Annotated in this window: 23 protein-coding genes and 1 pseudogene; 12 read left to right on the top strand and 12 right to left on the bottom strand. The window is 70.5% G+C overall.

The annotated features are described in order from the left end of the window. Nucleotides 1–5 precede the first annotated feature (5 nt). From egtA to SPR02S_RS14090, 5 genes are all read left to right on the top strand, one after another. Nucleotides 6–1316: an ergothioneine biosynthesis glutamate--cysteine ligase EgtA gene (egtA, locus tag SPR02S_RS14110; RefSeq protein ID WP_019057618.1), complete on the top strand. Its 1311-nt coding sequence runs from the start codon at nucleotides 6–8 to the stop codon at nucleotides 1314–1316. Then, a complete protein-coding gene (egtB, locus tag SPR02S_RS14105; protein ID WP_019057617.1) occupies nucleotides 1313–2665 on the top strand; it encodes an ergothioneine biosynthesis protein EgtB in 1353 nt (450 codons plus the stop codon). The genes egtA and egtB overlap by 4 nt, the downstream gene beginning before the upstream one ends. Then, nucleotides 2665–3444, top strand: coding sequence for an ergothioneine biosynthesis protein EgtC (gene egtC / locus SPR02S_RS14100; protein WP_019057616.1), 780 nt, complete (start codon nucleotides 2665–2667; stop codon nucleotides 3442–3444). The genes egtB and egtC overlap by 1 nt, the downstream gene beginning before the upstream one ends. Next, the gene (egtD, locus tag SPR02S_RS14095) at nucleotides 3441–4403 is read left to right on the top strand and encodes an L-histidine N(alpha)-methyltransferase (RefSeq protein WP_019057615.1); all 963 of its coding nucleotides are present in this window, start codon (nucleotides 3441–3443) and stop codon (nucleotides 4401–4403) included. The genes egtC and egtD overlap by 4 nt, the downstream gene beginning before the upstream one ends. Before the next feature lie 100 nt (nucleotides 4404–4503). Continuing rightward, nucleotides 4504–4719: a dodecin gene (locus SPR02S_RS14090; protein WP_019057614.1), complete on the top strand. Its 216-nt coding sequence runs from the start codon at nucleotides 4504–4506 to the stop codon at nucleotides 4717–4719. 21 nt (nucleotides 4720–4740) lie between these two features. Here the strand turns inward: SPR02S_RS14090 and SPR02S_RS14085 are convergent, their stop codons facing one another. After that, entirely contained in the window at nucleotides 4741–5235 is a 495-nt protein-coding gene (locus tag SPR02S_RS14085; protein WP_019057613.1) for a phosphatase domain-containing protein, read from the bottom strand. Nucleotides 5236–5303: 68 nt separating this feature from the next. On the opposite strand from SPR02S_RS14085, the gene SPR02S_RS14080 reads away from it, so the two are divergent. The 3 genes from SPR02S_RS14080 to SPR02S_RS14070 all read left to right on the top strand — a co-directional run bounded on the left by SPR02S_RS14080 (nucleotide 5304) and on the right by SPR02S_RS14070 (nucleotide 7023). After that, nucleotides 5304–5726: a hypothetical protein gene (locus SPR02S_RS14080; RefSeq protein ID WP_026150520.1), complete on the top strand. Its 423-nt coding sequence runs from the start codon at nucleotides 5304–5306 to the stop codon at nucleotides 5724–5726. 88 nt (nucleotides 5727–5814) lie between these two features. Beyond that, nucleotides 5815–5985: a 50S ribosomal protein L32 gene (gene rpmF, locus SPR02S_RS14075; protein ID WP_019057611.1), complete on the top strand. Its 171-nt coding sequence runs from the start codon at nucleotides 5815–5817 to the stop codon at nucleotides 5983–5985. 42 nt (nucleotides 5986–6027) lie between these two features. Beyond that, the gene (locus tag SPR02S_RS14070; RefSeq protein WP_019057610.1) at nucleotides 6028–7023 is read left to right on the top strand and encodes an LLM class flavin-dependent oxidoreductase; all 996 of its coding nucleotides are present in this window, start codon (nucleotides 6028–6030) and stop codon (nucleotides 7021–7023) included. Here the strand turns inward: SPR02S_RS14070 and SPR02S_RS14065 are convergent. Both SPR02S_RS14065 and SPR02S_RS14060 read right to left on the bottom strand, forming a co-directional pair. After that, the gene (locus tag SPR02S_RS14065; protein ID WP_026150519.1) at nucleotides 7013–8035 is read right to left on the bottom strand and encodes an alcohol dehydrogenase; all 1023 of its coding nucleotides are present in this window, start codon (nucleotides 8033–8035) and stop codon (nucleotides 7013–7015) included. The genes SPR02S_RS14070 and SPR02S_RS14065 overlap by 11 nt on opposite strands. Nucleotides 8036–8069: 34 nt before the next feature. After that, nucleotides 8070–10541, bottom strand: a complete 2472-nt coding sequence (locus SPR02S_RS14060) for an ATP-dependent Clp protease ATP-binding subunit (protein ID WP_019057608.1) — start codon at nucleotides 10539–10541, stop codon at nucleotides 8070–8072. 134 nt (nucleotides 10542–10675) lie between these two features. Between SPR02S_RS14060 and SPR02S_RS14055 the strand changes: the two genes are divergently transcribed. After that, entirely contained in the window at nucleotides 10676–13045 is a 2370-nt protein-coding gene (locus SPR02S_RS14055) for an ATP-binding cassette domain-containing protein (RefSeq protein ID WP_019057607.1), read from the top strand. A 64-nt stretch (nucleotides 13046–13109) separates the two neighbouring features. Here SPR02S_RS14055 and SPR02S_RS14050 read toward each other — a convergent pair whose 3' ends face one another. The 6 genes from SPR02S_RS14050 to SPR02S_RS14025 all read right to left on the bottom strand — a co-directional run bounded on the left by SPR02S_RS14050 (nucleotide 13110) and on the right by SPR02S_RS14025 (nucleotide 19652). Beyond that, a complete protein-coding gene (locus tag SPR02S_RS14050; protein WP_019057606.1) occupies nucleotides 13110–14240 on the bottom strand; it encodes an alanine--tRNA ligase-related protein in 1131 nt (376 codons plus the stop codon). 120 nt (nucleotides 14241–14360) lie between these two features. Further along, the gene (locus SPR02S_RS55715; protein WP_019057605.1) at nucleotides 14361–15293 is read right to left on the bottom strand and encodes a lysophospholipid acyltransferase family protein; all 933 of its coding nucleotides are present in this window, start codon (nucleotides 15291–15293) and stop codon (nucleotides 14361–14363) included. Continuing rightward, entirely contained in the window at nucleotides 15293–16066 is a 774-nt protein-coding gene (locus SPR02S_RS14040; RefSeq protein ID WP_019057604.1) for a GNAT family N-acetyltransferase, read from the bottom strand. The genes SPR02S_RS55715 and SPR02S_RS14040 overlap by 1 nt, the downstream gene beginning before the upstream one ends. A 214-nt stretch (nucleotides 16067–16280) precedes the next feature. Then, nucleotides 16281–17030, bottom strand: coding sequence for a succinate dehydrogenase/fumarate reductase iron-sulfur subunit (locus SPR02S_RS14035; protein ID WP_019057603.1), 750 nt, complete (start codon nucleotides 17028–17030; stop codon nucleotides 16281–16283). Next, nucleotides 17027–18979, bottom strand: a complete 1953-nt coding sequence (locus SPR02S_RS14030) for a fumarate reductase/succinate dehydrogenase flavoprotein subunit (RefSeq protein WP_019057602.1) — start codon at nucleotides 18977–18979, stop codon at nucleotides 17027–17029. Before SPR02S_RS14030 ends, SPR02S_RS14035 begins: the two co-directional genes overlap by 4 nt. Nucleotide 18980: 1 nt before the next feature. Next, nucleotides 18981–19652 (bottom strand): succinate dehydrogenase, encoded by a 672-nt coding sequence (locus SPR02S_RS14025; protein ID WP_019057601.1) that lies wholly within the window; start codon nucleotides 19650–19652, stop codon nucleotides 18981–18983. Nucleotides 19653–19771: 119 nt separating this feature from the next. Here SPR02S_RS14025 and SPR02S_RS14020 point away from each other — a divergent pair, with 119 nt between their 5' ends. Continuing rightward, entirely contained in the window at nucleotides 19772–20653 is an 882-nt protein-coding gene (locus SPR02S_RS14020; protein WP_019057600.1) for a LysR family transcriptional regulator, read from the top strand. A gap of 41 nt (nucleotides 20654–20694) precedes the next feature. Beyond that, nucleotides 20695–21921, top strand: coding sequence for an outer membrane protein assembly factor BamB family protein (locus SPR02S_RS14015; protein ID WP_052346978.1), 1227 nt, complete (start codon nucleotides 20695–20697; stop codon nucleotides 21919–21921). 12 nt (nucleotides 21922–21933) lie between these two features. Here the strand turns inward: SPR02S_RS14015 and SPR02S_RS14010 are convergent, their stop codons facing one another. The 3 genes from SPR02S_RS14010 to SPR02S_RS14000 all read right to left on the bottom strand — a co-directional run bounded on the left by SPR02S_RS14010 (nucleotide 21934) and on the right by SPR02S_RS14000 (nucleotide 26177). Continuing rightward, nucleotides 21934–24069 carry a putative bifunctional diguanylate cyclase/phosphodiesterase gene (locus SPR02S_RS14010; RefSeq protein ID WP_019057598.1) on the bottom strand — a complete coding sequence of 712 codons (2136 nt, stop codon included), beginning with the start codon at nucleotides 24067–24069 and terminating at the stop codon, nucleotides 21934–21936. After that, nucleotides 24066–24878 carry an SAM-dependent methyltransferase gene (locus SPR02S_RS14005; protein ID WP_019057597.1) on the bottom strand — a complete coding sequence of 271 codons (813 nt, stop codon included), beginning with the start codon at nucleotides 24876–24878 and terminating at the stop codon, nucleotides 24066–24068. Before SPR02S_RS14005 ends, SPR02S_RS14010 begins: the two co-directional genes overlap by 4 nt. A gap of 339 nt (nucleotides 24879–25217) precedes the next feature. Next, the gene (locus SPR02S_RS14000; protein ID WP_019057596.1) at nucleotides 25218–26177 is read right to left on the bottom strand and encodes an SCO0930 family lipoprotein; all 960 of its coding nucleotides are present in this window, start codon (nucleotides 26175–26177) and stop codon (nucleotides 25218–25220) included. A gap of 270 nt (nucleotides 26178–26447) precedes the next feature. Between SPR02S_RS14000 and SPR02S_RS55710 the strand changes: the two are divergent. Next, nucleotides 26448–26636, top strand: a pseudogene (locus SPR02S_RS55710) (hypothetical protein); the annotation flags it as partial.

Raw genomic sequence — 26636 nt, 5'->3', positions numbered from 1 at the left:
CCGACATGTCCGATACGGCAAGTGACTGTAGCGACTGTACGGAGCCCCGTACCGCGGTCACCGAACCCGAGGTGGAGGCCCTGGTCAGGGGCATCTGCTTCAAGACCGGCCCGCCCCGAACGCTCGGGGTCGAAGTGGAATGGCTCGTCCACGAGCTGCGCCTGCCGCAGCTCCCCGTGACACCCGAACGACTCGAAGCGGCCTACGCCGCCTTGAAGACCGTGCCTCTGAGATCGGCGCTCACCGTCGAGCCCGGCGGCCAGCTGGAACTCAGCTCGTCGCCCGCCGCCTCCCTGATGGAGTGCATCGGTTCCGTCTCCGAAGATCTCGACACCGTCCGCGCGGTGCTGCGCCGGGACGGCCTGGGACTGGTCGGCGTCGGCCATGATCCCTGGCACCCGCCGCGCCGGTTCCTGCAAGAGCCGCGCTACGACGCGATGGAGCGCTGCCTCGACCGCACCGGCCCCGCCGGCCGCCGCATGATGTGCACCTCGGCGTCCGTGCAGGTGTGTCTGGACGCCGGTTACGAGGAGCCGGGTCCGCTCGGCCTCGGCCGACGCTGGTGGCTCGCGCACCAGCTGGGCGCGGTCCTGGTGGCCGCGTTCGCCAACTCCCCGCTGGTCGGCCGCAGCCCCACCGGCTGGCGCTCCACCCGGCAGCTGATCTGGATGGAGATCGGCCCCGGCCGCGCGGGCGGCCCGACCCTGGACGCGCAGCCGCGCGACGCCTGGACGGACCACGTCCTGGACTCACCGGTGATGTGCATACGGCAGGACAGCGGCCCGTGGGAGGTCCCGGAGGAGCTGACGTTCCGGGAGTGGATCAGGTCGGGGGCGCCCAGGCCGCCGACCCGTGAGGACCTCGACTACCACGTCTCGACGCTCTTCCCACCGGTCAGACCGCGTGGCCACCTGGAACTGCGCATGATCGACGCGCAGCCCGGCGACGACGGCTGGATCGTGCCGCTGGCCGTGACGACGGCGCTGTTCGACGACCCCGAGGCCGCCGAGACCGCCTACCGGGCCGTGAAGCCGCTGGCCGAACGGACCCAGGGGCTGCCCGCGCCGCACAACCCGCTGTGGATCGACGCGGCCCGCTACGGGCTGTCCGACCCGGAGCTGCACGAGGTCGCCCTCGTCTGCTTCGCGGCGGCCCTGGAGGCCCTGCCCCGCCTGGGCGCGACCACCGAGGTCACGGACGCCGTCCGCGCGTACTTCGACCGCTATGTAGTCCGGGGCCGCTGCCCCGCCGACGATCTGCTCGACCGCGTGCGCGGCACGGACAGCCGCCCGCACGGGAAGGAAATCCGCACATGACCGACGCCTCCATCGCCGCCAACACCGACGCCGACACCTCCGCTGACATCGATATCGAGGCGCTCAGGCAACGGGCGTTGACCACCCTCACCACGGCCCGGGACCGCACCACGCTCCTCACGAGCTGTGTGGACGAGCCCGAACTCACCGCCCAGGTATCGCCGTTGATGTCCCCGCTGGTCTGGGACCTCGCACACATCGGCAACCAGGAAGAACTGTGGCTGCTGCGCGCCGTCGGCGGCCGGGACGCGATGCGGCCCGACATCGACGGCCTCTACGACGCGTTCGAGCACCCGCGCTCCGAACGCCCCTCGCTGCCGCTGCTGCCGCCCGCCGAGGCCCGGCAGTACGCGGCCGAGGTGCGCGGCCGGGTGACGGACATACTGGAGAGCCACGCCTTCCGCGGCACACGGCTCACCGACATGGGCTTCGCCTTCGGGATGGTCGCCCAGCACGAACAGCAGCACGACGAAACGATGTTGATCACCCATCAACTCCGCACGGGCCCGCAGGCGTTGACGGCGCCGGACCCGGACCCGATCCCGCTGTTCACGGGTCCGTCCGAAGTCCTCGTCCCCGGCGGCCCGTTCACGATGGGCACCTCGACCGAGCCATGGGCGCTGGACAACGAACGGCCCGCGCACCGGCGGGAGGTGGCCCCGTTCCACATCGACACGACACCGGTGACGAACGGCGCGTATCTGGCGTTCATCGAGGACGGCGGCTACGACGACCCGCGCTGGTGGACGAAGGAGGGCTGGGCGCACGTCCGCCGCAACTCCCTTACCGCGCCGGAGTTCTGGCGTCGGGAGGCGGGCCAGTGGCTGCGGCGCCGGTTCGGCGTCACGGAGACCGTACCGCTGAACGAGCCGGTGGTGCACGTCTGTTGGTACGAGGCAGACGCCTACGCCCGCTGGGCCGGACGCCGGCTGCCCACCGAGGCCGAGTGGGAGAAGGCGGCCCGCCACGACCCGACGGCCGACCGCTCGATGCGCTACCCGTGGGGCGACGCGGACCCGGCCCCCGGGCACGCCAACCTCGGCCAACGCCACCTGCGCCCGGCCCCGGCCGGCAGCTATCCGACAGGCGAGTCACCGCTGGGCGTACGCCAGTTGATAGGTGACGTGTGGGAGTGGACGTCGAGCGACTTCCTTCCCTACCCGGGGTTCAAGGCGTTCCCGTACAAGGAGTACTCGGAGGTGTTCTTCGGCCCGGAGTACAAGGTGCTGCGGGGCGGTTCGTTCGCCGTGGACGAGGTGGCCTGCCGGGGCACGTTCCGCAACTGGGACTATCCGATCCGGCGGCAGATCTTCTCCGGCTTCCGTACCGCCCGCTCGGGGGCCGTCTGATGTGCCGTCACCTGGCGTACCTGGGACCCGAGGAGCCGCTCGGCCGACTCCTCGTGGACCCGGAGCACAGCCTGTACCGCCAGTCCTGGGAACCGCGTCGGCAGCAGCACGGGACGGTCAACGCCGATGGTTTCGGGGTGGGTTGGTACGCCGAGGGCGACCCGGTGCCGGGCCGCTACCGGCGGGCCGTACCCATCTGGGGCGACCAGTCATTCGCCGACCTGGCCCGCGTGGTCCGCTCGGGCGCGCTGCTGGCCGCCGTACGGGACGCGACGTTCGCAGGTGCGGACGGGGAGGCCGCGGCGGCCCCGTTCGCCGCGGGCCCCTGGCTGTTCAGCCACAACGGCGCCGTCACCGGCTGGCCGCAGACCCTGGCGGCCCTGGCCCAACGCCTGCCGCCGGTGGACCTGTTGTCGCTCGATGCCCGCTGCGACTCGGCGTTCGTGTGGGCGCTGGTCCTGAACCGGCTCCGGGCGGGCGACGAGGAGGGCCAGGCGCTGGCCGACACGGTGACGGAGGTCGCTCACGCGGCCCCCGGTTCCCGCCTCAACCTCCTTCTCACCGACGGCGAGACGATCGCCGCGACGGCCTGGGGCGACACCCTCTGGTACCTCTCGGACCCCGGCCGCCGCACGGTCGTGGCCTCCGAGCCCTACGACGACGACCCGCACTGGCAGGAGGCCCCCGACCGCACTCTTCTCACCGCGACCCGCACCGAGGTCCTCCTCACCCCCCTGAAAGACCTCGCACCCGCACCGTCGAAGGAGCCCCGCACGTGAGCCCGTTCCTTCTCACCCGCACCCTCCCCGAGGACGCCACCGACGCGGCCCTGCGCGCCGACGTCCTGGAGGGCCTCACCAGCACCCCGAAGACCCTCCCGCCGAAGTGGTTCTACGACGCCCACGGCAGCGAACTCTTCGAGCAGATCACCGAGTTGCCCGAGTACTATCCCACGCGCGCCGAGCGGGAGATCCTCGTCGACCGGGCCGGCGAGATCGCCGCCGCGACCGGCGCCCGCACCCTCGTCGAGCTGGGCTCCGGGTCCTCGGACAAGACACGCCACCTGCTGGACGCGCTCACCGGCCTGGCCGTGTACGTCCCCGTCGACGTCAGCGAGAGCGCGCTCACGCAGGCCGGGCACGCCCTCATCGAGGAGCGCCCGGGTCTCGACGTGCACGCCCTGATCGCCGACTTCACCGGCGACCTCACCCTGCCGGAGACCCCGGGCCCGCGCCTCCTGGCGTTCCTCGGCGGCACGATCGGCAACCTGCTCCCGGCGGAACGCGCGACATTCTTCGCGCGTATCCGCGCACTCCTCTCCCCCGGCGACGCGCTGCTGCTCGGCACGGACCTGGTGAAGGACGAGCAGGTCCTGGTCAGGGCGTACGACGACGCGGCCGGAGTGACGGCCGCGTTCAACAAGAACGTCCTGACCGTCGTCGACCGCGAACTCGGCGCCGATTTCGACGCCGACGCCTTCGACCACGTAGCCCTCTGGGACAGCGCCAACGAGTGGATCGAGATGCGGCTGCGCTCCCGCACGGACCAGACCGTGAAGATCCCGGCGCTCGATCTCGCCGTCGACTTCACGGCCGGCGAGGAACTCCGCACCGAGATCTCCGCGAAGTTCCGCAAGGAGGGCGTGCGGTCCGAACTTGCCGCCACCGGGCTGGAGTTGGCCCACTGGTGGACCGACCGGGAGGGACGCTTCGCGCTGTCACTGAGCGTGGTGCGCTGACGTCGGGTGACGGGCCGTCTCGCGCACTGCCGCACCTTGGTGCACGGTGGTGTGTGGAGTGACGCGTGACGCGCCCGTCACGGCCGAGAGGAGTACCCGCATGTCCGAGCACACGTACCGGGTCACCGAGATCGTCGGCACCTCTCACGAGGGCATCGACCAGGCCATCCGCAACGGCGTCGCCCGCGCCGCGCAGACCCTGCGCAGCCTCGACTGGTTCGAGGTGACGCAGGTCAGGGGCCAGATCGAGAACGGGCAGATCGAGCACTTCCAGGTCGGCCTGAAGGTCGGCTTCCGCATCGAGGACGAGGACTGACCGCCGTAGCGGCTACAGCCCTCAGGTCCGGCCCTCCCCCTCCTGTGCCGCCTCCAGCGCGGCGGAGGGGGCGGTCCAGCGGGCCCGGACGACTCTGAACCCGGCCCGTTCGGCGTCGTCGCACACGAGCTCGTCGTCATCCACAAGAACCCGGATGTCGTGGTCGCGGGCAAGCCGCTTGAGGATCTCCAGCTTGGTGCGCCGGGCGGGCCTGCGGTCGTCGTTGCGCCGCATGAAGACGCGCCCCTCGGGCAGCCCCTGCGCGGCGAGCCAGGCGAGCGTGTCGCGCCGGCAGCGCTCGGGCCGCCCGGTCAGATAGACGACCTCGCACTCCTCGGCGCTCTCCAGCGCGAGCGCGACGCCCTCCGCGAGCGGCGGGTCCTGCGCGGCGGCACCGAAGAAGCCGTCCCAGTCGCGGGGCTTGTTCTCCAGGAACCGCTGCCGGTGCGCCGTGTCGGCGAGGGTGTTGTCGAGGTCGAACACGGCGAGCGGCGGGCGCTTGTTGTCGGCGGTCACAGGTCCACCCTAGACAGAGCCCACACCCCGGCAACGACCGCCCGGAGCCCTGGCCTCATGCTTCTCGTATGTCTGCCGCTTCCCCCGCCCCTCGTGCGTTCCTGATAGGCGCCGCCCGCGAGCGGCCCTGCACCCTGGTCGTCTGCCGGGGCTGCTGCTGCGGCGACCCGCGCAAACACCCCGGCACGGATCACGCCTGGCAGTTGGAACGGCTGCGCGCGGGTGCCGTCGAGCACGGTTTCGCCGTCCGTACGACGGACTGTCTAGGCCCCTGCGACCAGGCCAACGTGATCGTCGTCCAGCCGTCGGCCGCAGGGCGCCGGGCCGGTGGGCGGCCGACCTGGGTCGGGTTCGCGATGGACGACGACTGCACGGAGGAAGTGCTGGAGTGGGCGGCCGCGGGCGGGCCGGGAATCGCCGCGCCGCCCGTCACGCTGGAGCTTCAGTTCATCGACCCGCCCCGGGACGCCCGCGTCCGGTCCCGGCGGTGAGAACGGTGCTCGCGACCCTCGATTGCTAATGGGATCCATTTTCATATAGCGTCCTCGGTGCCTGCCAGCCCACCGAGGAGGAATCCCCATGGCCGTCCCCAAGCGGAAGATGTCCCGCAGCAACACCCGCCACCGCCGCGCCCAGTGGAAGGCGACGACGCCCACGCTGGTGCCGGTCACCGTCGACGGCGTACGCCACCTCGTCCCGCAACGGCTGGCGAAGGCGTACGAGCGCGGGCTGCTGCGCCCCGAGGACTGACCGGCACGGGAATGCCGGGGCCTCCCGGGCGTTGAACTGAACGTGAGCTCCGTGATCGCCTCGACCCCCTTCTCCGTCCTCGACCGGTCCCGCACCCGCGAGGGGCACCCGCCCGCCGAGGCGCTGCGCGACACCGTGCGGCTGGCGCGGGAGGTCGAGGGGCTGGGCTATCACCGGTTCTGGGTGTCGGAGCACCACGGCCTGCCCGGGGTGGCCGGTTCCGCGCCGACCGTGCTGGCCGCCGCCGTCGCCTCGGCCACCCGGAGCATCCGGGTCGGGACGGGCGGGGTGATGCTGCCGAATCACCAACCCCTGGTCGTGGCCGAGCAGTTCGGGGTGCTGGAGTCGCTGTTCCCGGGCCGGATCGACATGGGACTCGGCCGCTCGGTGGGCTTCACCGACGGCGTGCGCAAGGCGCTGGGCCGTGGCAAGGACGACGCCGACGACTTCGCCGGACAACTCGACGAACTCCTCGACTGGTTCCGCGGTACGTCACCCACCGGCGCGCACGCGCGACCGTCCGAGGGCCTGAGCGTCCCGCCGTTCGTGCTCGCGATGGGCGAGGGCGCCGACATCGCGGCCCGGGCCGGTCTGCCGATGGTGATCGGAGACCTCCGCAACCGCGACAAGATGCGGCGCGGAATCGACCACTACCGCGACGGCTTCCGGCCCTCCCCCTGGGCCCCGGAACCGTACGTCGTCATCTCGGGCACCATCGCCGTGGCCGCCACCCCCGAGGCGGCCCGACGCCTGCTCGTCCCGGAGGCCTGGTCGATGGCGTACTCGCGCACCCATGGCACCTTCCCGCCCCTCCCGCCCGCCGAGCGCGTGGAGCAACTGCCCATGACCGACAAGGAGTTCGGCTTCTACGAGGCCGGGCTCAGCGGACAGCTCGCGGGCACCGAGGAACAGGTGGCCCACGAGCTGGAGACGGTGCTGAAGGAGACGGCGGCCGACGAGGTTCTCGTCACCACCAGCACCTACGACCGCGAGGCCCTGCTGGACTCCTACCGGCGGCTCGCCTCCCTCATGGCGTGAGCACCATCCGGAAGCGTGCCGCCCCGGACAGCATCCGCTCGTAGGCCTCGCCCGCCTGGTCCAGGGGTACGGTCTCGACCATCGGGCGGATGTTGTGCAGCGCGCTGAAGGCCAGGGTGTCCTGCACGTCCTGCGCGGTGCCGGACGGGTGGCCCCGAACGACCTTGGCGCTCATGAGAAGTTGGAGCGGGCTGATCCCCAACGGCGCGGTGTCCGCCCCGATGACGACCAGTTCGCCGCGGGGTCGCAGCCCCTCCACCGTCGCGGTGGCGGCGTCGGCGTTGCCCGCCGTGGCCAGCACGACCTTGGCGCCGCCGAGAGCCTTCAGCGCGTCCGCGACATCGGTGTCCGCCGTGCTGTCGACGTAGTGGTGGGCGCCCAACTGCTTGGCCAAGTCGGCCTTTTCGGGGCCTCGCGCGATCGCCACGGTCTCGAATCCCATGGCGGCCGCGTACTGCACGCCCAGGTGACCGAGGCCGCCCAGTCCGAGCACGGCGACCAGGTCGCCCGGCCCCGCGGAACTGCGCCGCAGCCCGTTGAACGTGGTCACCCCCGCACATCCCATGGGCGCGGCGGCGCTCGCCGAGAGGCTGTCGGGGATCCGGGCGAGTGCGTCGACCGGCGCCACGGTCATCTCCGCGAAGCCTCCGTCGTACGCCCAGCCGGGCACCTTCATGTTCTCGCAGACGATGAAGTCGCCCTGCCTGCACGGGGTGCAGTGGCCGCAGCTGCCGCCGAACCAGCCGACGGACACCCGGTCGCCGACCCGCCAGCCGCTGTCGGAGACGCCCTCGCCGAGCGCGTCGATGTGTCCGGCGATCTCGTGCCCGGTGACGAGCGGGAAGCGCACACCCGGCACTCCGGCGTTCACGAAGAACGTGTCGCTGTGGCAGATCCCGCAGGCTTCCACGGCGATCCGCACATGGCCCGGTCCCGGCTCCGGTACGTCCCGCTCGGCGATCGTGAACTCGCCGCCGGCCGCGCCCACTTGCGCGACTCGATAACTGCTCATGCCTGTCTCCCAGAGGGATGCGAATGCGGCTCGGCTAGTGCGCGGCCGCCTGGCGTGCGCTGATCTCGATCGTTCCGTCCCTCGCGTCGACCCTGGCCTGCTCGCCCGCGTTCAGTTCGCCGGCGAGGAGCATGTCGGCGAGCCGGTCGTCGACCTCGCGCTGGATGGTGCGGCGCAACGGGCGGGCGCCGAAGTCGGGTTGGTAACCGAGGTTGGCCAGCAGGTCCGCCGCCGCGTCGCTGACCTCCAGGGTGACGTCCTGGGCGTGCAGCCTGCGCCGGGTGTGTTCCAGCAACAGGTCGACGATGTCGCGCAGTTGGGCGCGTTCCAGGCCGCGGAAGACGATGATCTCGTCGATGCGGTTGAGGAACTCGGGCCGGAAGTGCTGGTTCAGGACCGGCATGACCGACTCACGGACCTTGGCGTAGTCGTCGACCCCGGCCGCGAGGATGCGGTCGGCGCCGATGTTCGACGTCATGATGACCACGGTGTTCTTGAAGTCGACCGTGCGCCCCTGCGAGTCGGTGAGCCGTCCGTCGTCGAGGAGTTGCAGCAGCGTGTTGAAGACGTCGGGGTGCGCCTTCTCGACCTCGTCGAGCAACAGCACGGCGTACGGCTGCCTGCGGACGGCCTCGGTGAGCTGACCGGCCTCGTCGTGGCCGACGTATCCGGGAGGGGCACCGACCAGGCGGGAGACGGTGTGCCGTTCCTGGAACTCGCTCATGTCGAGGCGGATCATGCGGCTCTCGTCGCCGAAGAGGGCGGCGGCGAGGGCGCGGGCGAGTTCCGTCTTGCCGACGCCGGTGGGGCCGAGGAAGAGGAAGCTGCCGATGGGCCGGTTCGGGTCGCTCATGCCGGCCCGGGCGCGACGTACCGCGCGGGCGACGGCGGTGATGGCCTCGTCCTGGCCGACGACCCGCTCGTGGAGGTGCTCCTCCAGCTTCATCAGCCGGGCCCGTTCCTCCTCGGTGAGCTGGGCGACGGGGATGCCGGTGGTGCGGGAGACGACCTCGGCGATGTCCTCGGCGGTGACCTTGGGCACCTGCTCCTCGGCGGAGCCGCCCGCCTTCAACTCGGCCTCGGTGTCCTTGATCCGGTCGCGGAGTTCCTTGGCCCGCTCGTACTCCTCGTCGGCGACGGCCTGGTCCTTCTCCCGGTTGAGGGCGGCGAGCCGGTCCTCGACCTCACGGGTGTCGGAGAGCGGGGTCTTGGCGCGCAGCCGTACCCGTGCCGCCGCCTGGTCCATCAGGTCGATGGCCTTGTCGGGCAGGAAGCGGGCGGTGATGTACCGGTCGGATAGTTCGGCCGCCGCGACGACGGCCTCGTCGGTGATACGGACCTGGTGGTGGGCCTCGTAACGGTCGCGCAGGCCGCGCAGGATCTCGATGGTGTCGTCGACGGTCGGTTCGCCGACCAGGATGGGCGCGAAGCGGCGCTCCAGCGCGGAGTCCTTCTCGATGTACTTGCGGTACTCGTCGACGGTGGTGGCGCCGATGAGGTGCAACTGCCCGCGGGCCAGGGCGGGTTTGAGCATGTTCCCCGCGTCGAGAGCGCCGTCGCCACCTCCGCCCGCGCCGACGACGGTGTGCAACTCGTCGAGGAACAGCACCAGTTCGTCGCTGTGCTCGCTGACCTCGTCGAGGAGTTTCTTCAGCCGCTCCTCGAACTCGCCCCGGTACTTGGTGCCGGCGACCATCCCGGCCAGGTCCAGCGAGACGAGCCGTTTGCCCGCCAGGGTCTTCGGCACGTCACCGGCGACGATGCGCTGGGCGATGCCCTCGACGACGGCGGTCTTGCCGACGCCGGGGTCGCCGATGAGGACGGGGTTGTTCTTGCTGCGACGGGACAGCACCTCGATGGTCTGCTCGACCTCCTCGTCCCGCCCGATCACCGGGTCGAGCCGCCCGGCGCGGGCGTCCTCGGTGAGGTCGCGCCCGTACTCGTCGACGGTGGGCGTGCTGCTGGGCCGCTTCCGCTCGGGCTCGGAGCCACTCGGCACCCGGTCGCTCTCCCAGCCGCTGCCGGTGAGGGCCTGTCCGGCGGCCGACTCGGGGTTGGCGGCCAGGGCCCGCAGCAGGTGTTCGGGGCCGATGTAGGAGGAGTCCTCGGCGCGGGAGATCTGGTACGCGTCAAGGAGGGCGCGCTTGGCGGCCGGAGTGAGGGTGGTGGGTTCGGTCTTCGGGCCGCTCTCAGCTCCAGCGGTCAGCCGTTCCCGGATCCGGTCGGGGTCCGCGCCCGCCTCGGCGAGCAGCCGCCGGGTCGACTCCTGCTCGGTGGCGGCGGCCAGCAGATGCCGGGCGTCGAGTTCCTCGCTGCCCTCGACGGCGGCGATGTCCCGCGCCTGGGCGACCAGCTCACGGGCCCGTTCGGAGAGCAGGCTGCCGATGTCGACGCGCTGGGCCCGACGTGATGGCGACGCCGGACCCGAACCGCCGAAATACCGGGACATCAGCTCGTCGAATTCCTCGAAGGGGCTGCGTCCGAAACCGAATCCGGGAGTAGTCATGACCACGGACCTTCCATGCGGCAACTGGGCGGCGACTGGTATCCGTGTCTTCCAACCTGGCACAGCGCGGACGCCCCCGCACCCCCGCAGGTCACCGGGCACCACACGGCGTGCTCGCATAGACTCGCCGGGTCATGCACAGCCCCGGCACCCCCCGCACCCCCCGCACCCCCCACGTCCCCGACTCCTACGTCCGTGTCCGCGACGCCCGCGAGCACAATCTCCAGGGCGTCGACGTCGACATCCCGCGGGACGTGTTGACCGTGTTCACAGGCGTCTCCGGCTCCGGAAAGTCGTCCCTCGCCTTCGGCACGATCTACGCGGAGGCCCAGCGCCGCTACTTCGAGTCGGTGGCGCCGTACGCCCGCAGACTGATCCACCAGGTGGGAGCTCCGAAGGTCGGCGAAATCACCGGCCTCCCGCCCGCGGTCTCCCTCCAGCAACGCCGCTCGACCCCGACCTCCCGCTCCTCGGTGGGCACGGTCACCAACCTCTCGAACTCCCTCCGAATGCTGTTCTCCCGCGCCGGCGACTACCCGCCCGGCGCGGAACACCTCGACTCCGACGCCTTCTCCCCCAACACGGCGGCGGGCGCATGCCCGGAGTGCCACGGCCTCGGCCGGGTCCACCGCACAACCGAGGCGTCCCTCGTCCCCGACCCCTCCCTGTCGATCCGCGAGGGCGCGATCGCCGCGTGGCCGGGCGCCTGGCAGGGCAAGAACCTGCGCGACATCCTCGACACCCTCGGCTACGACGTGGACGTACCGTGGCGCGAACTCCCCGCCGAACAGCGGGAGTGGATCCTGTTCACGGACGAGCAACCGGTGGTGACGGTCCACCCGATCCGGGACGCGGACCGCATCCAACGCCCGTACCAGGGCACGTACATGAGCGCCCACCGCTACGTCATGAAGACGTTCTCGGACACGAAGAGCCCCACCCTCCGCACCAAGGCGGAACGCTTCCTGACCAGCACCCCCTGCCCGGTCTGCGGAGGAAGCAAGTTGCGCGCCGAGTCCCTCGCCGTGACCATCGCAGGCCGCACAATCGCAGACCTGGCCGCGCTACCACTCTCGGAGTTGGCAGGCACCCTCAACGGCACGTCGGAGGCCGCACGCGTCCTCACCGAGGACCTCACCTCCCGCATCGCCCCGATCCTCGAACTGGGCCTCGGCTACCTCAGCCTGGACCGCGCGACCCCCACCCTCTCGGCAGGCGAACTCCAACGCCTGCGCCTGGCAACCCAGTTGAGGTCCGGCCTCTTCGGCGTCGTCTACGTCCTCGACGAACCGTCCGCCGGCCTGCACCCGGCGGACACCAAGGCCCTGCTCACGGTCCTGGAGCGACTCAAGGCGGCGGGCAACTCGGTGTTCGTGGTGGAGCACCACCTCGACGTCATGCGCGCCGCCGACTGGCTGGTGGACGTGGGCCCACTGGCAGGCGAGCACGGCGGACGGGTACTGCACAGCGGACCGGTGGCCGACCTGGCGGCGGTGACGGAATCGGCGACGGCGCGCTTCCTCTTCGACGACTCCCCCGCACCGGCCCGCGAAGTCCGTTCACCGCGAGGCGAGTTGAAGGTGGGCCCGGTGACGCGGCACAACCTGCGGGACGTGACGGCGGAGTTCCCCCTGGGCGTGTTCACAGCGGTCACCGGCGTCTCGGGCTCGGGCAAGTCCACACTCATCGGCGAGATCACCGAGGAACTCCCGGGCGTGGGACGCCTGGTGTCGGTGGACCAGAAGCCGATCGGCCGCACCCCACGCTCGAACCTGGCCACCTACACCGGCCTCTTCGACGTAGTCCGCAAGGTGTTCGCGGCCACGGACGAGGCACGCCAACGGGGTTACGGCGCAGGCCGGTTCTCCTTCAACGTGGCGGGCGGCCGCTGCGAGACCTGCCAGGGCGAAGGCTTCGTCAGCGTGGAGCTGCTCTTCCTGCCGAGCACCTACGCACCGTGCCCGGACTGCGGCGGGGCGCGCTACAACCCCGAGACGCTCCAAGTGACGTACCGGGGACGGAACATCGCGCAGCTCCTCGACCTGACGGTGGAGAGCGCGGCGGAGTTCTTCGCGGACACGGACACCCCGGCCGTGACCCGCAGCCTGACCACACTGCTGGACGTGGGCCTGGGCTACCTGCACCTGGGCCAACCCGCCACCGAGTTGTCAGGCGGCGAGGCCCAACGCATCAAACTGGCCACCGAGTTGCAACGCGCCCGCCGCGGTCACACCCTCTACCTCCTCGACGAACCAACAACCGGCCTCCACCCGGCCGACGTCGAGGTCCTCCTCCGCCAACTCCACGGCCTGGTCGACGCGGGCCACACCGTGGTGGTGGTCGAACACGACATGGCGGTGGTGGCGGGCGCGGACTGGGTGATCGACTTGGGCCCGGGTGGAGGAGAGAAGGGCGGGAGGATCGTGGCAGCGGGCCCGCCTGCGGATGTGGCGAGGGCCAGCGGGAGCACCACGGCCCTTTACCTGGCAAACGCGCTGACGTAAACCCCTTGCTTTTAGGGGCGCGGGGAACTGCGCGACCAGCCCCCACGCACCCGCAGCCGACCGACTACCTCAGAACACTCCCAACCCATTCCCGGGGCAACCCATGAGTGTCGTGAAGGTAGCGATAGTCCTCCTCACTCAACGGCCCCCGAAACTCCGGCCGAGACAACACCCGCCGCCCCCGCACAAGCAGTTGAGAGAACCGCCGCTCCTCATCCAGCAACACCCCCCGCACAGTGCCGGTACCAACAAACTCCCCCGGCAAGTCGGACAACGTACGCGAGTCATCACCCCGCCACAGAACCATGAGCAGCCGCCGAATCAACCGCCGCACCACATATCCACGCCCGGTGTTGGAAGGCCGTACCCCCTCCTCCAGGACGACGACACTCGACCGAAGATGATCACAGACCACCCGCACCGAGCGCTCGTCCAGATCCCACAACAGCGGAACCGTCCTCATCCACGGCTCGAACAGATCCGTCTCATAGACCGACCGCCGCCCCTGAAGGACAGACACCAGCCGCTCCAGCCCCATCCCCGTGTCGACGTTGACCTGCCGCAGCGGAACCAGCCCACCGTCCTCGCCGCGCTCCAGCCGCATGTGCACGTGATTCCAGATCTCCACCCAGCGCGAATCACTGGTCGGGGTGCCCTCCGGCGGCCCGTCCCCGGTCCAGAAGAAGATCTCCGAGTCAGGACCACAGGGACCCACGGGCCCGTTGGACCACCAGTTCTCGTCCTGTGTCGACTCAACCGGCACACCCAACTCCCGCCAGGTGTCCAGCGATTCAAGATCGGGCCCAACCTGCTCATCACCGCCGAAGACAGTGACGTACAACTTCTCGCGCGGGATGCCGAAGCCGTCCCGCAGCAGCTCGTACCCCCAACGCAGGCTCTGCGGATGGCTGTAGTCGCCCAACGACCATGAGCCGAGCATCTCGAACACGGTCAGGTGGGTGAGGTCGCCGATCTCGTCGAGATCCGTAGTGCGCAGACAGCGTTGGACGTTGACCAGCCGCCGCCCCTGTGGATGCGGGCGGCCCTGGAGATACGGCGTGAGTGGGTGCATGCCGGACGTCGTGAAGAGGACCGGGTCCGAGGGCGGCGGCAGCAGCGAGCTGCCGGTGATCAGCTCGTGCCCGCGTTCGCGGTAGAAGTCGAGGAACGTACGGACGATGTCGTCGGTGTTCATGGCGGTGAGTCCTTCGCGGGTCGGGGGGAGACCGGAAGGGACCGCGGGGCAGCGTGCGAGGGGGCTGGAAACGACACACCCGGCGGTCCGTTTCCGGCCGCCGGGAGAGGTCAGTGAGGTTCAGGCGTCGGCGGCCGGCGAGCTGGTCGCTCGCGCGGTCGCGGTGCCGGTGTGCCTGATGATCCTCATGGACGCCACGCTAACAGGACGCCTCCGCGCCGTCCTGCGGATTTTCACCGGGGCCTGCGCCACCGAGGTGCAGTGGTCCTGGTGCTGGGGCTGAGCCGTCGCCCCGGCCTGTGCCGCATACGCGAGGGAGCGGCGGTCGGGGTGGCTGCCGGGGGCGATGGTCTCGCCCACCTCCACCTCGGCGACGAGCCCGCGCGTCGACACCACCCGCCACACCGAGGTGAGCAGGGAGTCGCTGCCGACGAAGGCGGGCGCGGTGCTGGCGGTGCCGTCGGTCGTGTAGTGCAGGCCGACCGGCTGGACGGGGACTCCGGCGTCCAGTGCGGCCTGGAAGACGGCCCGCCGGAAGTGGCCCTGGGCCCGGCCGCACCAGGTGCTGCCCTCGGGGAAGACTGCGACCGCTCCGCCGGCGCGCAGGGCGCCCGCGATGGAGGCGACGGTCTCGGGGAGGGCACGCAGCCGGTCGCGGTCGATGAACAGGGCGCCACTGCCCGCGGTCAGTGTCCCGGCGACAGGCCAGTGCCGGATCTCGGCCTTGGCCAGCATGCGGGCGGGGCGTACGGCGGCCAGCAGCGGGATGTCCAGCCAGGAGATGTGGTTGGCGACCAGGAGCAGTCCGCCGGTGGGCGTGGTGGTGCCGGTGATACGGAGCCGGATGCCGGCCGCCCGGACGATGGTCCGGCACCACCAGCGCACCGCGCGGGCGGGGATCCGCGCGCCGACGGGGGTGAGTGCGGCCCCGGCGGCCACCACGACCAGGACGGTCACCAAGCGCAGCACGGCGCGCGGTACGGCCGTGACGGACCCCTTCGAGTCGATGCACGCCCTGGGGGTGCAGGGCGCGCTGGGCAGCCAGCCGCTCATCATGCCGGGACGAGCGAGAGGAAGTGCCGCAGATAACGCGGGTTGACCCGGCGCATCGACAGCAGCACGTACAGGTCGGCGACCCCGAAGTCCGGGTCGTGGGCGGGCTCGCCGCACACCCAGGCGCCGAGGCGGACGTATCCGCGCAGCAGCGGCGGGAGTTCGACGCGCTCGGCGGGGCGGGTCACGCCGTCCGCGCTCCAGGGCAGCAGCGGTCGTACCCGGAACTCCTCGGGAGCGAGGTGCTTGGCACTGACCCGGTCCCAGGTGCCGGCGGCGAGGGCGCCACCGTCGGCCAGCGGGATCGAGCAGCAGCCGGCGAGCCAGTCGTGGCCGCGGTCGACCATGTAGCGGGCTATGCCGGCCCAGATGAGGCCGATGACGGCGCCGTCGCGGTGGTCGGGGTGGACGCAGGAGCGGCCGACCTCGACGAGGCCCGGGCGGATCGAGTCGAGCGGGGCGAGGTCGAACTCGCTCTCCGAGTAGAGCCGTCCGGCGACCGCGGCGCGTTCGGGCGGCAGCAGCCGGTAGGTGCCGACCACCTGCCCGGTGACCGTGTCGCGGACGAGGAGGTGGTCGCAGTAGGCGTCGAAGGCGTCGACGTCCAGGCCGGGCTGCGGGCTGGAGAGGTGGGCGCCCATCTCCCCGGCGAAGACGTCGTGCCGCAGCCGCTGCGCGGCCCGCACCTCGTCCTCGTCGCGGGCGAGCGTGACGGTGTAGCGGGTCGGCGCGGCGGGCTGCGAGGGACGGTCGAGGGTGGATACGCCGGTCATGGCTCTCTCCTGGTCACGGGCCGGGGGCGGCTCAGCGGCGAGCGGTGCCGCCATACCTGTTGTGCCGACGCCGGCTGTCCGTGGTGTGACCCGCGAAGAGAGAGACGATGTGGGGTTGTTGAATGCCAGGGGTGCTTGGCGGAGCCGGGGTTGAGCACCACTCCGGCTCCGCCCGTCCGCACCCTGCCGGCGAACGTTCGGTGAGCTGGGACGTCTAGCGCTTGGCCACCTTGCGCGTCGCCCGCAGCCACTCCTTGTTCATCCCGGTGATGGAGAACAGCGGGATGCCCTTCGGGCAGGCGGTCGCGCACTCACCGGCCAGCGTGCAGCCGCCGAAGCCCTCGTCGTCCATCTGCGCGACCATGTCGAGGACGCGGGTCTCGCGCTCGGGGGCGCCCTGCGGAAGGACGTTGAGGTGGTTGACCTTGGCGGAGGTGAACAGCATCGCCGCGCCGTTCGGGCACGCGGCGACGCACGCCCCGCAGCCGATGCACTCGGCGTGCTCGAAGGCGAAGTCGGCGTCCGGTTTGGGTACGGCGGTGGCGTGCGCCTCGGGGGCGGCACCGGTCGGGGCGGTGATGTAACCGCCGGCCTGGATGATCCGGTCGAAGGCCGACCGGTCCACCACGAGGTCCTTGACGACCGGGAAGGCGGAGGCGCGCCACGGTTCGATGTCGATCGTGTCGCCGTCCTCGAAGGACCGCATGTGGAGTTGGCAGGTGGTGGTGCGCTCCGGGCCGTGCGCGTCGCCGTTGATGACGAGCGAGCAGGCTCCGCAGATGCCCTCGCGGCAGTCGTGGTCGAAGGCGACGGGGTCCTCGCCCTTGAGGATGAGTTCCTCGTTGAGGGTGTCGAGCATCTCCAGGAACGACATGTCCGTGGAGATTCCGTCCACTTGGTAGGTGGACATGGCGCCTTCGGCGTCGGCGTTCTGCTGCCGCCAGACGCGCAGGGTGAGCTTCATGCGTAGCTCCGCTGAGTGGGGTGGACGTACTCGAAGACCAGGTCTTCCTTGTGCAGTACGGGAGATGAGCCGGTGCCGGTGAACTCCCAGGCGGCCGCGTAGCTGAACTCCTCGTCCCTGCGCTCCGCTTCGCCGTCCGGGGTCTGCGACTCCTCGCGGAAGTGGCCGCCGCAGGACTCGGCGCGGTTCAGTGCGTCGAGGCACATCAGCTCGGCGAGTTCGAGGTAGTCGACGATCCGGTTCGCCTTCTCCAGGGACTGGTTGAACTCCTCGCCGGTGCCCGGGACTTTGATCCGCCGCCAGAACTCCTCGCGGATCTGCGGGATGCGTTCCAGCGCCTTGCGCAGTCCGCTGTCGGTGCGGGCCATGCCGCAGAACTCCCACATGAGTTCGCCGAGTTCGCGGTGGAAGGAGTCGGGGGTGCGGTCGCCGTCCACCGCGAGGAGGAGGTTGAGGCGGTCCTCGGTCTCCGCCAACACCTCCTGTACGGCGGGGTGTTGGACGCCGATCTCCTCGTGTCCGGGGTGCCGGGCGAGGTAGTCGTTGATCGTCGCCGGGAGCACGAAGTAGCCGTCGGCGAGGCCCTGCATCAGCGCGGAGGCACCGAGCCGGTTGGCGCCGTGGTCGGAGAAGTTGGCCTCACCGATCGCGAACAGGCCCGGGACCGTGGTCTGGAGGTCGTAGTCGACCCAGAGGCCGCCCATCGTGTAGTGCACGGCCGGGTAGATCCGCATCGGGACCGTGTACGGGTCCTCGGCGGTGATCCGGGCGTACATGTCGAAGAGGTTGCCGTACTTCTCCTCGACGGCCTTCCGCCCCAACCGCCCGATGGCGTCGGCGAAGTCGAGGTAGACGCCCTGCCCGCCGGGGCCGACGCCCCGCCCCTCGTCGCACACGTCCTTCGCGGCGCGGGAGGCGATGTCACGGGGCACGAGGTTGCCGAAGGCCGGGTAGATGCGCTCCAGGTAGTAGTCGCGCTCGTCCTCGGGGATCTGGTTCGCGGGGCGCTGGTCACCCTGCGCCTTCGGCACCCAGATCCGGCCGTCGTTGCGCAACGACTCGCTCATCAGCGTGAGTTTGGACTGGTGGTCGCCGGTGCGCGGGATGCAGGTGGGGTGGATCTGCGTGAAGCACGGGTTGGCGAAGAGCGCGCCGCGCCGGTGCGCCCGCCAGACGGCGGTGGCGTTGGAGTTCATGGCATTCGTCGACAGGTAGAAGACGTTGCCGTAGCCGCCGCTGGCGAGAACGACGGCGTCCGCGAAGTACGTGTCGATACGGCCGGTGATCAGGTCCCGCGCGACGATCCCGCGTGCCTTGCCGTCGATGACGATCAGGTCGAGCATCTCGGTGCGCGGGTGCATCTCGATGTTCCCGGCGGCGATCTGCCGGGAGAGGGCTTGATAGGCGCCGAGGAGAAGTTGCTGCCCCGTCTGGCCGCGGGCATAGAAGGTGCGGGAGACCTGCACGCCACCGAAGGAGCGGGTGTCGAGCAGGCCGCCGTACTCCCGGGCGAACGGCACGCCCTGCGCGACGCACTGGTCGATGATCTCGACCGAGATCTGCGCGAGGCGGTGGACGTTGGACTCGCGGGCCCTGAAGTCGCCGCCCTTGACGGTGTCGTAGAAGAGGCGGTGGACGGAGTCACCGTCGTTGCGGTAGTTCTTCGCCGCGTTGATGCCGCCCTGCGCGGCGATCGAGTGGGCGCGGCGCGGGGAGTCCTGGAAGCAGAACTGGACGACGTGGTAGCCCTGTTCGGCGAGGGTGGCGCCGGCCGAGCCGCCCGCGAGGCCGGTGCCGACGACGATCACCGTGTGTTTGCGGCGGTTGGCGGGGTTGACCAGCTTGGCCTCGAAACGGCGGGTGTCCCAGCGCTCGTTGATGGGGCCGGTGGGCGACTTGGTGTCGGTGACGGGTTCCCCCGTCGTGAAGTCCGCGTATTCAAGGGTCATTTCAGCTCACCACTCCGGTCATGACGCCCACGGGCACGGCGATGAAACCGGCGGTGAGCAGCAGCGCGAGGACATTGGCGACGGTCTTCAGGGCGCGGTCGCGGCTGCGGCTGCCCGCGCCGAGAGTCTGCGCGGCGCTCCAGAAGCCGTGCCGGACGTGCAGGCCGAGGGCGAGCATCGCGACGATGTAGATGGTGTCGCCGTACCAGGTGGAGAAGGTGTCCACGACGTTCTGGTACGGGTGACCCTCCTGGAAACCGCCGGAGTGCACGGTGCCGGTCGTCAGATCGAGGATGTGCCAGACGATGAACAGGCCGAGGATGATGCCGCCCCAGCGCATGGTGCGCGTGGCGTAGCTCGCCCGGCGTTTCTTGTGCACGTACTTGCTGGGGCGCGCCTTGATGTCGCGGCGGCTCAGCTGGTACGCCGAGACGGCATGGGCGATCACGGCGACGACGAGGACGATCCGGATCAGCCAGAGCGTCCACCCGTAGTGCATGAAGGGTTCGCCGACGGTGCGCAGCCAGTGGGCGTAGTGGTTGAACTCGCCCGCACCGAAGAAGATCTTGAGGTTCCCGATCATGTGCACGACCAGGTACAGCAGCATGATCAGGCCGCTGACGGCCATCACCGTCTTCTTGCCGACGGAGCTGTCCCACACCGTGCGCGCCATCGACGGCCGTCGGTCCGTCCGCGTTGCCAGAGCCATGGCAAGCACGCTAAATGTCAAGAGGCCGATCGGTCCAAGACATGGTCTGCCTGGATTCCATAGGCTACGGCTATCGTGGGTGCGTGCAGTTCCAGCAGCTCCAGTACTTCGTGGCGGTCGCCGAGACCCGGCACTTCACGCGGGCCGCCGACGTGGTCCATGTCGCGCAACCCTCCCTTTCACAGCAGATCAAGGCGCTGGAGCGGGAGCTGGGCGCGGATCTGTTCCTGCGGGCGCGGGGCAACATCACGCTCACGGACGCGGGCGAGGCGCTACTGCCGCTGGCGCGGCGCATCCTGGCGGACGCGGACACGGCCCGGCACGAGGTCCTCGAACTGGTCCAACTCCGCAGCGGCCGGATCAGGTTGGGTGCGACCCCGAGCCTGTGCACGGGTCTGCTGCCGGATGTGCTGCGCGCCTTCCACGACCGCTATCCGGGCATCCGGCTGCTGATCGAGGAGGGCGGTTCGCACGATCTCGTACGCGAACTCGCGCGCGGCGCCTTGGACTTGGCCCTGGTGGTGCTTCCGCTGCCCACGCCGTCACCGGCGTTGACGACCGTGGAGCTGCTGCGCGAGGACCTGGTGGTCGTGTCCTCGCCGGAAGCGACGGCGCCGGGTCGCGGGCGGACGGTGCGGATCTCCGACCTGGAGGGCGAGCGCCTGGTGATGTTCCGGCACGGCTACGACCTGCGTGAACTGACCGTCGCCGCGTGCCGCGCCGAGGGCTTCGAGCCCGACTTCGCGGTGGAGGGCGGCGAGATGGACGCGGTCCTCGGCTTCGTGCGGGCGGGGCTCGGCGTGGCCGTCGTACCGCGCATGGTGGCGACGAAGTCCGGGCGCGGGCTGCGGGTGACGCCGCTGGCGCGGCCCGGGCTGCACCGGACGATCGCACTCGCGCATCGCAGCGATGTGGCTCCGCCGCGGGCGGCCAGGGAGTTGCAGCGGATGCTGTTGGAGCGCTGACCGCCGCCTAGCATGGGGTTTCTTTCGCGGGGGTGACGAGAATGCGACGCATACGGTGGGTGGGCGCGGCACTGCTCGGGCTGGTGCTTGCGGGCTGTTCGGGCGCGGGGGGCACGCCGTCCGGGGAGACGAGTCGTACGACGGTTTCGGTGTCCGGGGCGCCCAGCGCCTCGCGGTCCCCCGTCACCGGCTCGGACTGGCACGCGTGGACCGCTTCCTACCCCGCGGTGGACGGCCGTTGCGAGGCGACGGCTCATCAGGTCGTGTGCCGCACCGGTTCCGGCGGTTTCGTCGGGCGGTCCCGCAGCACCGGCGAGGTCACCTGGTCCGTCCCGCCGGCCGGCCGCGGCAAGGACGCCGAGCTGGTCGTCGACTCGGCCACCGAGCGCGCCGTGACCAGCTCCGGCGCGACACTGAGCACGGCGAATCTGCGCACGGGCAAGGCCGCCTGGACGCATCGGCTGACCTACGGCTCCACCGTCCCGGTGGTTCTCAAGGTGGCGGACGGGACCGTCTTCGTTCTCGAGACCCCGACAGCGGGCGTGAAGATCATCACCCTCGCCGCCTTCCGGATGTCCGACGGCAAGGCGCTGTGGCACCGCAGTGTCGCGGCGGATCCGTACGGGGACATGGCCGCTTTCGGAGGCCGCGTCTACACCATCGACGGCACGAAGGTCACCGCCCGCGACGCCCGCACCGGCGCCACCGTGGCGACCACTCCCCAGGGCGTCGAGTGCTCGTACCTCATCTCCGGCGGCAAGTACCTCGTGTGCACCGGCAGTCCGATCTCCGCCGGGGACACCTTCCCGCCGCTCCAGCGCCTGGACCCGGACACGCTCAGGCCGCTGAAGACCGCCGAGGACACCGGCGACAAACCCGAACGCGGGGTGATCTCGTCCGACGGTGTGCTCGTGCTCTACGAGGACAGCGCGGAGGACCCGGGCGGCGGCGCCTGGAACGCGTACGACCTCGTCCACCCCAAGAGGCTGTGGAGCTACAACACCACCACGGAGGAGGCGGAGTTGGCCGACGACCGGTTCGTCACCTTCACGCCGGTCAACGACGCCCCCGTCCGAGGGCGCGTGATCACGATCGACCTGCACGCCGGCCCGAAGGCGAAAGGGGCCGCCGCGCCCCGCATGTCCGCGCCGTACTCGCAGAGCCGGTACGGGGAAGGCCCCCGGCTCGTCGTGCCGGGCGGCGACCCGGACCATCTCGTCGTCCAGGCGGCCACCCATCGCAGCCTGCGGTCGATCGCGCTGCCCTGAGGCAGCGGTCGTTCAGCCCGTCGCGTCCACCAGCGCCAGGTCGTGCAGGCGGTCCGGCGGGCCGGGGCGGGCGTAGTACCAGCCCTGGGCCGTGTCGCAGCCCAGTATGCGGAGTTGCTCGGCCTGTGCTCCGGTCTCGACGCCCTCGACCGTCACCGTGAGGTTCAGGCTGTGGGCGAGGGAGACGATGCCCTCGACGATCTTGAGGTCGACGGGGTCGGCCGGGAACTGCTGCATGCTCTGGGTGAAGGAGCGGTCCAGCTTGAGGATGCTCACCGGCAGCCGGCGGAGGTTGGCGAGGTTCGAGTAGCCGGTGCCGAAGTCGTCCAGGGCGATGTCGACGCCCATCTCGGCGAGTTGCCGCAGCGGCTTCAGCAGGTCGTCGTCGGCGCCGATCAGCGCCGACTCCGTGACCTCCAGGCAGAGCGCGTCGGGGGCGACGCCGGTGCGCTCCAGGATGTCGACGGTGTCCTGGACCAGGCCGGGGTGGGTGAGCTGGCAGGGCGAGAGGTTGACGTTGATGCGCAGGGGGACGCCGTCGCCGTAGGACTCGCGCCAGGCGCGGGCCTGTCGTACGGACTGTTCCAGGACCCAGCGGCCCAACGGGACGATCAGGCCCGTGTGTTCGGCGAGCGGGATGAAGCGGTCGGGGCCCAGCACGCCGTGCTGCGGGTGCAGCCAGCGGACCAGGGCCTCGGCGCCGTGCACGGTGCCGTCGCCGAGGTGGACCAGCGGCTGGTACTCGATGAAGAACTCGTTGCGGTCCAGGGCGGCCGGAAGTGCCGTGGTCAGGCCGTGGCGGGTGATCACGCGGGCGTCGGCCTCGGGGTCGGCGAGTTCGAAGCGGTTGCCGCCCGCGGACTTGGCGCGGTACATGGTGATGTCGGCGCTGCGCAGCACCTCCGCCGGGCCTCGCTCGCCCGCCGGGCCCTCGACGATGCCGATGCTGCCGCGCACGGTGAGGTCACGGCCGTCGATGCTGACCGGGGTGATCAGCGCGTTCATAATGCGGCCCGCGAGTTCGTCGACCTCGCGCTCGGTGTCGGGGCCGGTGGTCAGCGCCACGAACTCGTCGCCGCCGAGCCGGGCGACCATCTCGCCGGGTGCGGTCGCGCAGGACTGCAGCCGGTCGGCGACCTCCACGAGCAGCCGGTCGCCGGCCGCGTGGCCGAGGCTGTCGTTGATGGTCTTGAAACCGTCGAGATCGAGGTAACACAGGCCGAACCGCTGGTTGTTGCCCGCGCCGAGGGCCTTCTCCAGGCGTTCGAAGAACAGGGTGCGGTTCGGGAGGCCGGTGAGGGCGTCGTGGGTCGCCTCGTAGCGCAGCCGCAGGTTGAGCAGACGGCGCTCGGTGGTGTCCTCCATGAGGGCGAGCTGGTACTGCGGGTTGCCGTCTGCGTCGCGCAGCAGGGAGACCGTGAGGTTGGTCCACAGGACCGTTCCGTCAGGCCGGTAGAACGCCTTCTCGACGTGGTAGTGCTCGCGCTCGCCGCGGACGAGTTCGTCGTAGAGGGTCCAGGTCTGGGGGGCGTCGTCCGGGTGGGTCCACTCTCGGACGTTACGGCCGCTCATGGTCTGGTCGTTGATGCCGAACATGCGCAGCAGCGCGCCGTTGACCTGGAGGATGTTGCCGTCGAGGTCGGCCATGCCGATACCTATGGCCGCGCCCTCGAAGACCGCGCGGAAGCGGGCCTCGGTCGCGTGCAGGGCCTGGGCGACGACGCCCTGGGCCTGGAGGGCGGCCACGGAGATGGCCTCCTGCTCGGCGAGCGTGCGCTCGCGCAGTTCCTGGGCGAACCCGGCGGCCATGGCGTGCTGGAGGCGGGCCGAGCGGATCCGCAGGTCCTCCTGAGAGCCGTCGCCGCCGCAGTAGAGCACCAGGTAGGCGTCGACGCACTCCAGGGTGTGGGTGAGGGCGTCGGGGTCGGTGCAGTGCGCGGCGACGAGGGCGGCGCCGACCGCCTTGCCCTCCGCGGCCTCGAAGTTCCTGGCGCGCAGCGCCTCGCTCAACCGCCGTGCCAGCGGCAGGAGCAGCTCCTCGAACTCGGGCCGGGTCAGCGACGTGGAGGTCGCCGGGAACACCGCCCGGCTCCAGATGGTCGCGAACCTGCGCAGTCTGCCCTCCGGCCCGTCCGGCTCCGCGATCACGCCGTGCGTCCTACGCCGGCGAAACCTGAAAAGGAGTACGGATCCTCGTCCTCCAGCACCGTGTCCGGCCGCCACTCCGGCATCGGCACCAGTCCGGGTTCCACCATGTCGTACCCCTCGAAGAACCGCGCGATCTCCTCGCGCGAGCGCATGATCAGCGGATTGCGAATGTCCTTGTACACGTCCACCGCGCCCTCCGCCCGCTCCGGTGGCAACGGGATTCCCTCGTACGAGGCATGGGTGAGGATGAGCAGGCTGCCGGGCGCGAGTGCCTCGCGCAGCTGTGCCACCGCCCCGTACGGGTCGTCCGTGTCTTCCACGAAGTGCAGTATGGCAACGAGAAGTAAGGCCACTGGCCGATTCACGTCGATCAGGCGCTGAACCTCGGCGCTCGCCAGAATCTCCTGGGGCTTGCGGAGGTCGGCCGCGACGACGTCCGCGGTCTCGTTGCCGGCCAGGACGGCCTGGCTGTGCGCGACCGCCACCGGGTCGTGGTCGACGTACATGACATGGGCGCCGGGGCTGGCCGCCTGGGCCACCTCGTGGACGTTTCCGAAGGTGGGAATTCCGGAGCCGATGTCGAGGAACTGGGTGATGCCCTCCGCGGCCGCGAATCGCACGGCGCGGCGCATGAACGCCCGGTTCGCCTGCATGATCTTGGGAAGTCCCGGGAGGAACTCCATGGCCTTGCGGGCCGCTTCCCGGTCGACCTCGAAGTTGTGCGAACCGCCCAGGTAGTAGTCGTAGATACGCGAAACGCTCGGCACCGAGATATCGATGCTTCGTGGTGCCCAGGCGGGACGCTCCATGTATCTCTCCAAGGCGTAGGCGATCCGGTGTTCGAGCTGAGGCTACTGATCGCCCGCCAAAGGGTCGAGCGGAAACGGAAATTGACCATCCGTTCCCGCCGATTGCCGGTGGCACGTGCCGAATTGATGTGCGGGGACACGCGGAGAAGCGCGGCGAATGCCGGAATTGACGTACGGAGGACGCCAAAGCGGCCCGCCCCCTCCGTGCGGTGCGGAGGGGGCGGACCTGGGGTCGCGCGCGCTGTGTTGTTCGGCATTTCTGTCGCTTGCCCGCGACCCTCCCTTCCGCGTTTCGAGTGCCGAGTGGGCGGGGGGCGATCAACCCTGGGGAGGTTCTCGCTACGCCGCGGGCGCGCCGACCGCTTTACCTTCAGGGGAGACGGCGTACCAAGTGCCGCCCACGCCCTGACCGTTGGTCTGTCCGGCGGCCGTGTCACCGGAGAAGGTGTAGATCGGCCAGCAGTCGACGGTCATCTGCTTGGCGCCGTCGGACCGGGTGAAGCCCATGAGGCCCTTCTTCTCGACGCCCTTGGTGTCGTTCGCCGAGACGATGCCGACGGCCGGCCACTTCTCCGCGCAGGCGCCGACGCAGTTCGAGACCGACTTCGGCCACGCCTTGTCCTTGAGGAAGCGGTAGACCGTGTGGCCGTTCTTGTCGACGACGATGTCGCCGAGCTTGGCGTCCTTCTTGACGGACAGACCGGGCAGGCTGGCGAGGGTCGCCTTCTTGCCGTCGGGGGCGAGCGCGTACCACTTGCCGCCCACGCCCTGGCCGTTGACGTCACCGGCGTTGACGTCCTTGGCGTAGCGGTAGGCGGGCCAGCCGCCGATGGTCAGCTGCTTGGTGCCGTCGGTGCGGGTCACCTCGCCGAGCAGGGACTTGTCGATACCGGCGCCGGCCGTGGCGTCGTTCGCGGGAACCGGCGGCCAGGCGGTGGCGCAGTCGCCGTCGCAGTTCGACTTCGGCGGATTGGCCGTGTCGGCGTCGAATCGGTAGAGGGTGAGCCCGGCACCGTCGCTCAACACCTTGCCGAGGTCGGGGTTGTTGGCAACGGTCAGCTGGCCCGCGGGCTCGGCGGCCGCGGCCTGCTGGCCGTCGGCGCCGTAGCCGTTGCCCGCACCGGTGCTGGCACTGGCCGTCGCACCGATACTTCCGTAACCTCCGGCCGCCGCCGTGGCACCGACGTTCTGTGCCGCAGAGGAAGGCGTGGTCACATTTTCCGAACCGCACGCCGCCGTCAACGCCATGACGGACACGGCCGTCGCCGCGAGTGAGGCGCTCCGCCAGGAGGTCTTCATCGTCAACTCCCCATAATCACCTGGATGTTGCAGCGCCCGTCTGTGCCGCCGCACGGTCCTAGGTACGGGTGGGGACCACGGAAGTGTTCAACCGCCGCACAAATTTCTTTACGACACCTGTGACACGGCACCCCCTCTCGCATGCGCGTACGCATCCGGCCACCCCCGAACGCCGGTTCGTCAAACCGTCGCGCCCCGTCTTCCACTCCTTCGGGGCAATCCTTCCGCGCCCCGGCGCGCCCCCGCCCGCGAGGCCTCATGATCTCCGTCGTGCATGCACCCGAACCGACCCGAACCGCCCTCGCCGCAAGGGTCTTGACCCTGGTGACGCTGACCTGGCTGCTGGCGGGCGCACCGGCGGGCCTGGCAGCGGCCGACGCCTGTGCCTACGCCTCGACCGGGCCGGACGGCACGGAGGCGGTGGCGGTGGCCGGCGGAGGCGACTGGCCGACTCCCCCG

The organism is Streptomyces prunicolor NBRC 13075 (assembly GCF_000367365.1).
Classification (GTDB): domain Bacteria; phylum Actinomycetota; class Actinomycetes; order Streptomycetales; family Streptomycetaceae; genus Streptomyces; species Streptomyces prunicolor.
This window is presented reverse-complemented; position numbering and strand designations above follow the sequence as displayed.

Excerpts from the sequence above, each read along its gene's own strand:
- SPR02S_RS14055 (WP_019057607.1), top strand. The coding sequence starts at position 10,676 with ATGCACAGCCCCGGCACCCCCCGCACCCCCCGCACCCCCCACGTCCCC.
- SPR02S_RS14090 (WP_019057614.1), top strand. The coding sequence starts at position 4,504 with ATGTCCGAGCACACGTACCGGGTCACCGAGATCGTCGGCACCTCTCAC.
- SPR02S_RS55715 (WP_019057605.1), bottom strand. The coding sequence starts at position 15,293 with ATGAGCGGCTGGCTGCCCAGCGCGCCCTGCACCCCCAGGGCGTGCATC.
- SPR02S_RS14015 (WP_052346978.1), top strand. The coding sequence starts at position 20,695 with ATGCGACGCATACGGTGGGTGGGCGCGGCACTGCTCGGGCTGGTGCTT.
- SPR02S_RS14035 (WP_019057603.1), bottom strand. The coding sequence starts at position 17,030 with ATGAAGCTCACCCTGCGCGTCTGGCGGCAGCAGAACGCCGACGCCGAA.
- SPR02S_RS14050 (WP_019057606.1), bottom strand. The coding sequence starts at position 14,240 with ATGAACACCGACGACATCGTCCGTACGTTCCTCGACTTCTACCGCGAA.
- SPR02S_RS14065 (WP_026150519.1), bottom strand. The coding sequence starts at position 8,035 with ATGAGCAGTTATCGAGTCGCGCAAGTGGGCGCGGCCGGCGGCGAGTTC.
- SPR02S_RS14000 (WP_019057596.1), bottom strand. The coding sequence starts at position 26,177 with ATGAAGACCTCCTGGCGGAGCGCCTCACTCGCGGCGACGGCCGTGTCC.
- SPR02S_RS14060 (WP_019057608.1), bottom strand. The coding sequence starts at position 10,541 with ATGACTACTCCCGGATTCGGTTTCGGACGCAGCCCCTTCGAGGAATTC.
- egtC (WP_019057616.1), top strand. The coding sequence starts at position 2,665 with ATGTGCCGTCACCTGGCGTACCTGGGACCCGAGGAGCCGCTCGGCCGA.
- SPR02S_RS14080 (WP_026150520.1), top strand. The coding sequence starts at position 5,304 with ATGTCTGCCGCTTCCCCCGCCCCTCGTGCGTTCCTGATAGGCGCCGCC.
- SPR02S_RS14005 (WP_019057597.1), bottom strand. The coding sequence starts at position 24,878 with ATGGAGCGTCCCGCCTGGGCACCACGAAGCATCGATATCTCGGTGCCG.
- SPR02S_RS14030 (WP_019057602.1), bottom strand. The coding sequence starts at position 18,979 with ATGACCCTTGAATACGCGGACTTCACGACGGGGGAACCCGTCACCGAC.
- rpmF (WP_019057611.1), top strand. The coding sequence starts at position 5,815 with ATGGCCGTCCCCAAGCGGAAGATGTCCCGCAGCAACACCCGCCACCGC.
- egtB (WP_019057617.1), top strand. The coding sequence starts at position 1,313 with ATGACCGACGCCTCCATCGCCGCCAACACCGACGCCGACACCTCCGCT.
- egtA (WP_019057618.1), top strand. The coding sequence starts at position 6 with ATGTCCGATACGGCAAGTGACTGTAGCGACTGTACGGAGCCCCGTACC.
- SPR02S_RS14040 (WP_019057604.1), bottom strand. The coding sequence starts at position 16,066 with ATGACCGGCGTATCCACCCTCGACCGTCCCTCGCAGCCCGCCGCGCCG.
- SPR02S_RS14025 (WP_019057601.1), bottom strand. The coding sequence starts at position 19,652 with ATGGCGCGCACGGTGTGGGACAGCTCCGTCGGCAAGAAGACGGTGATG.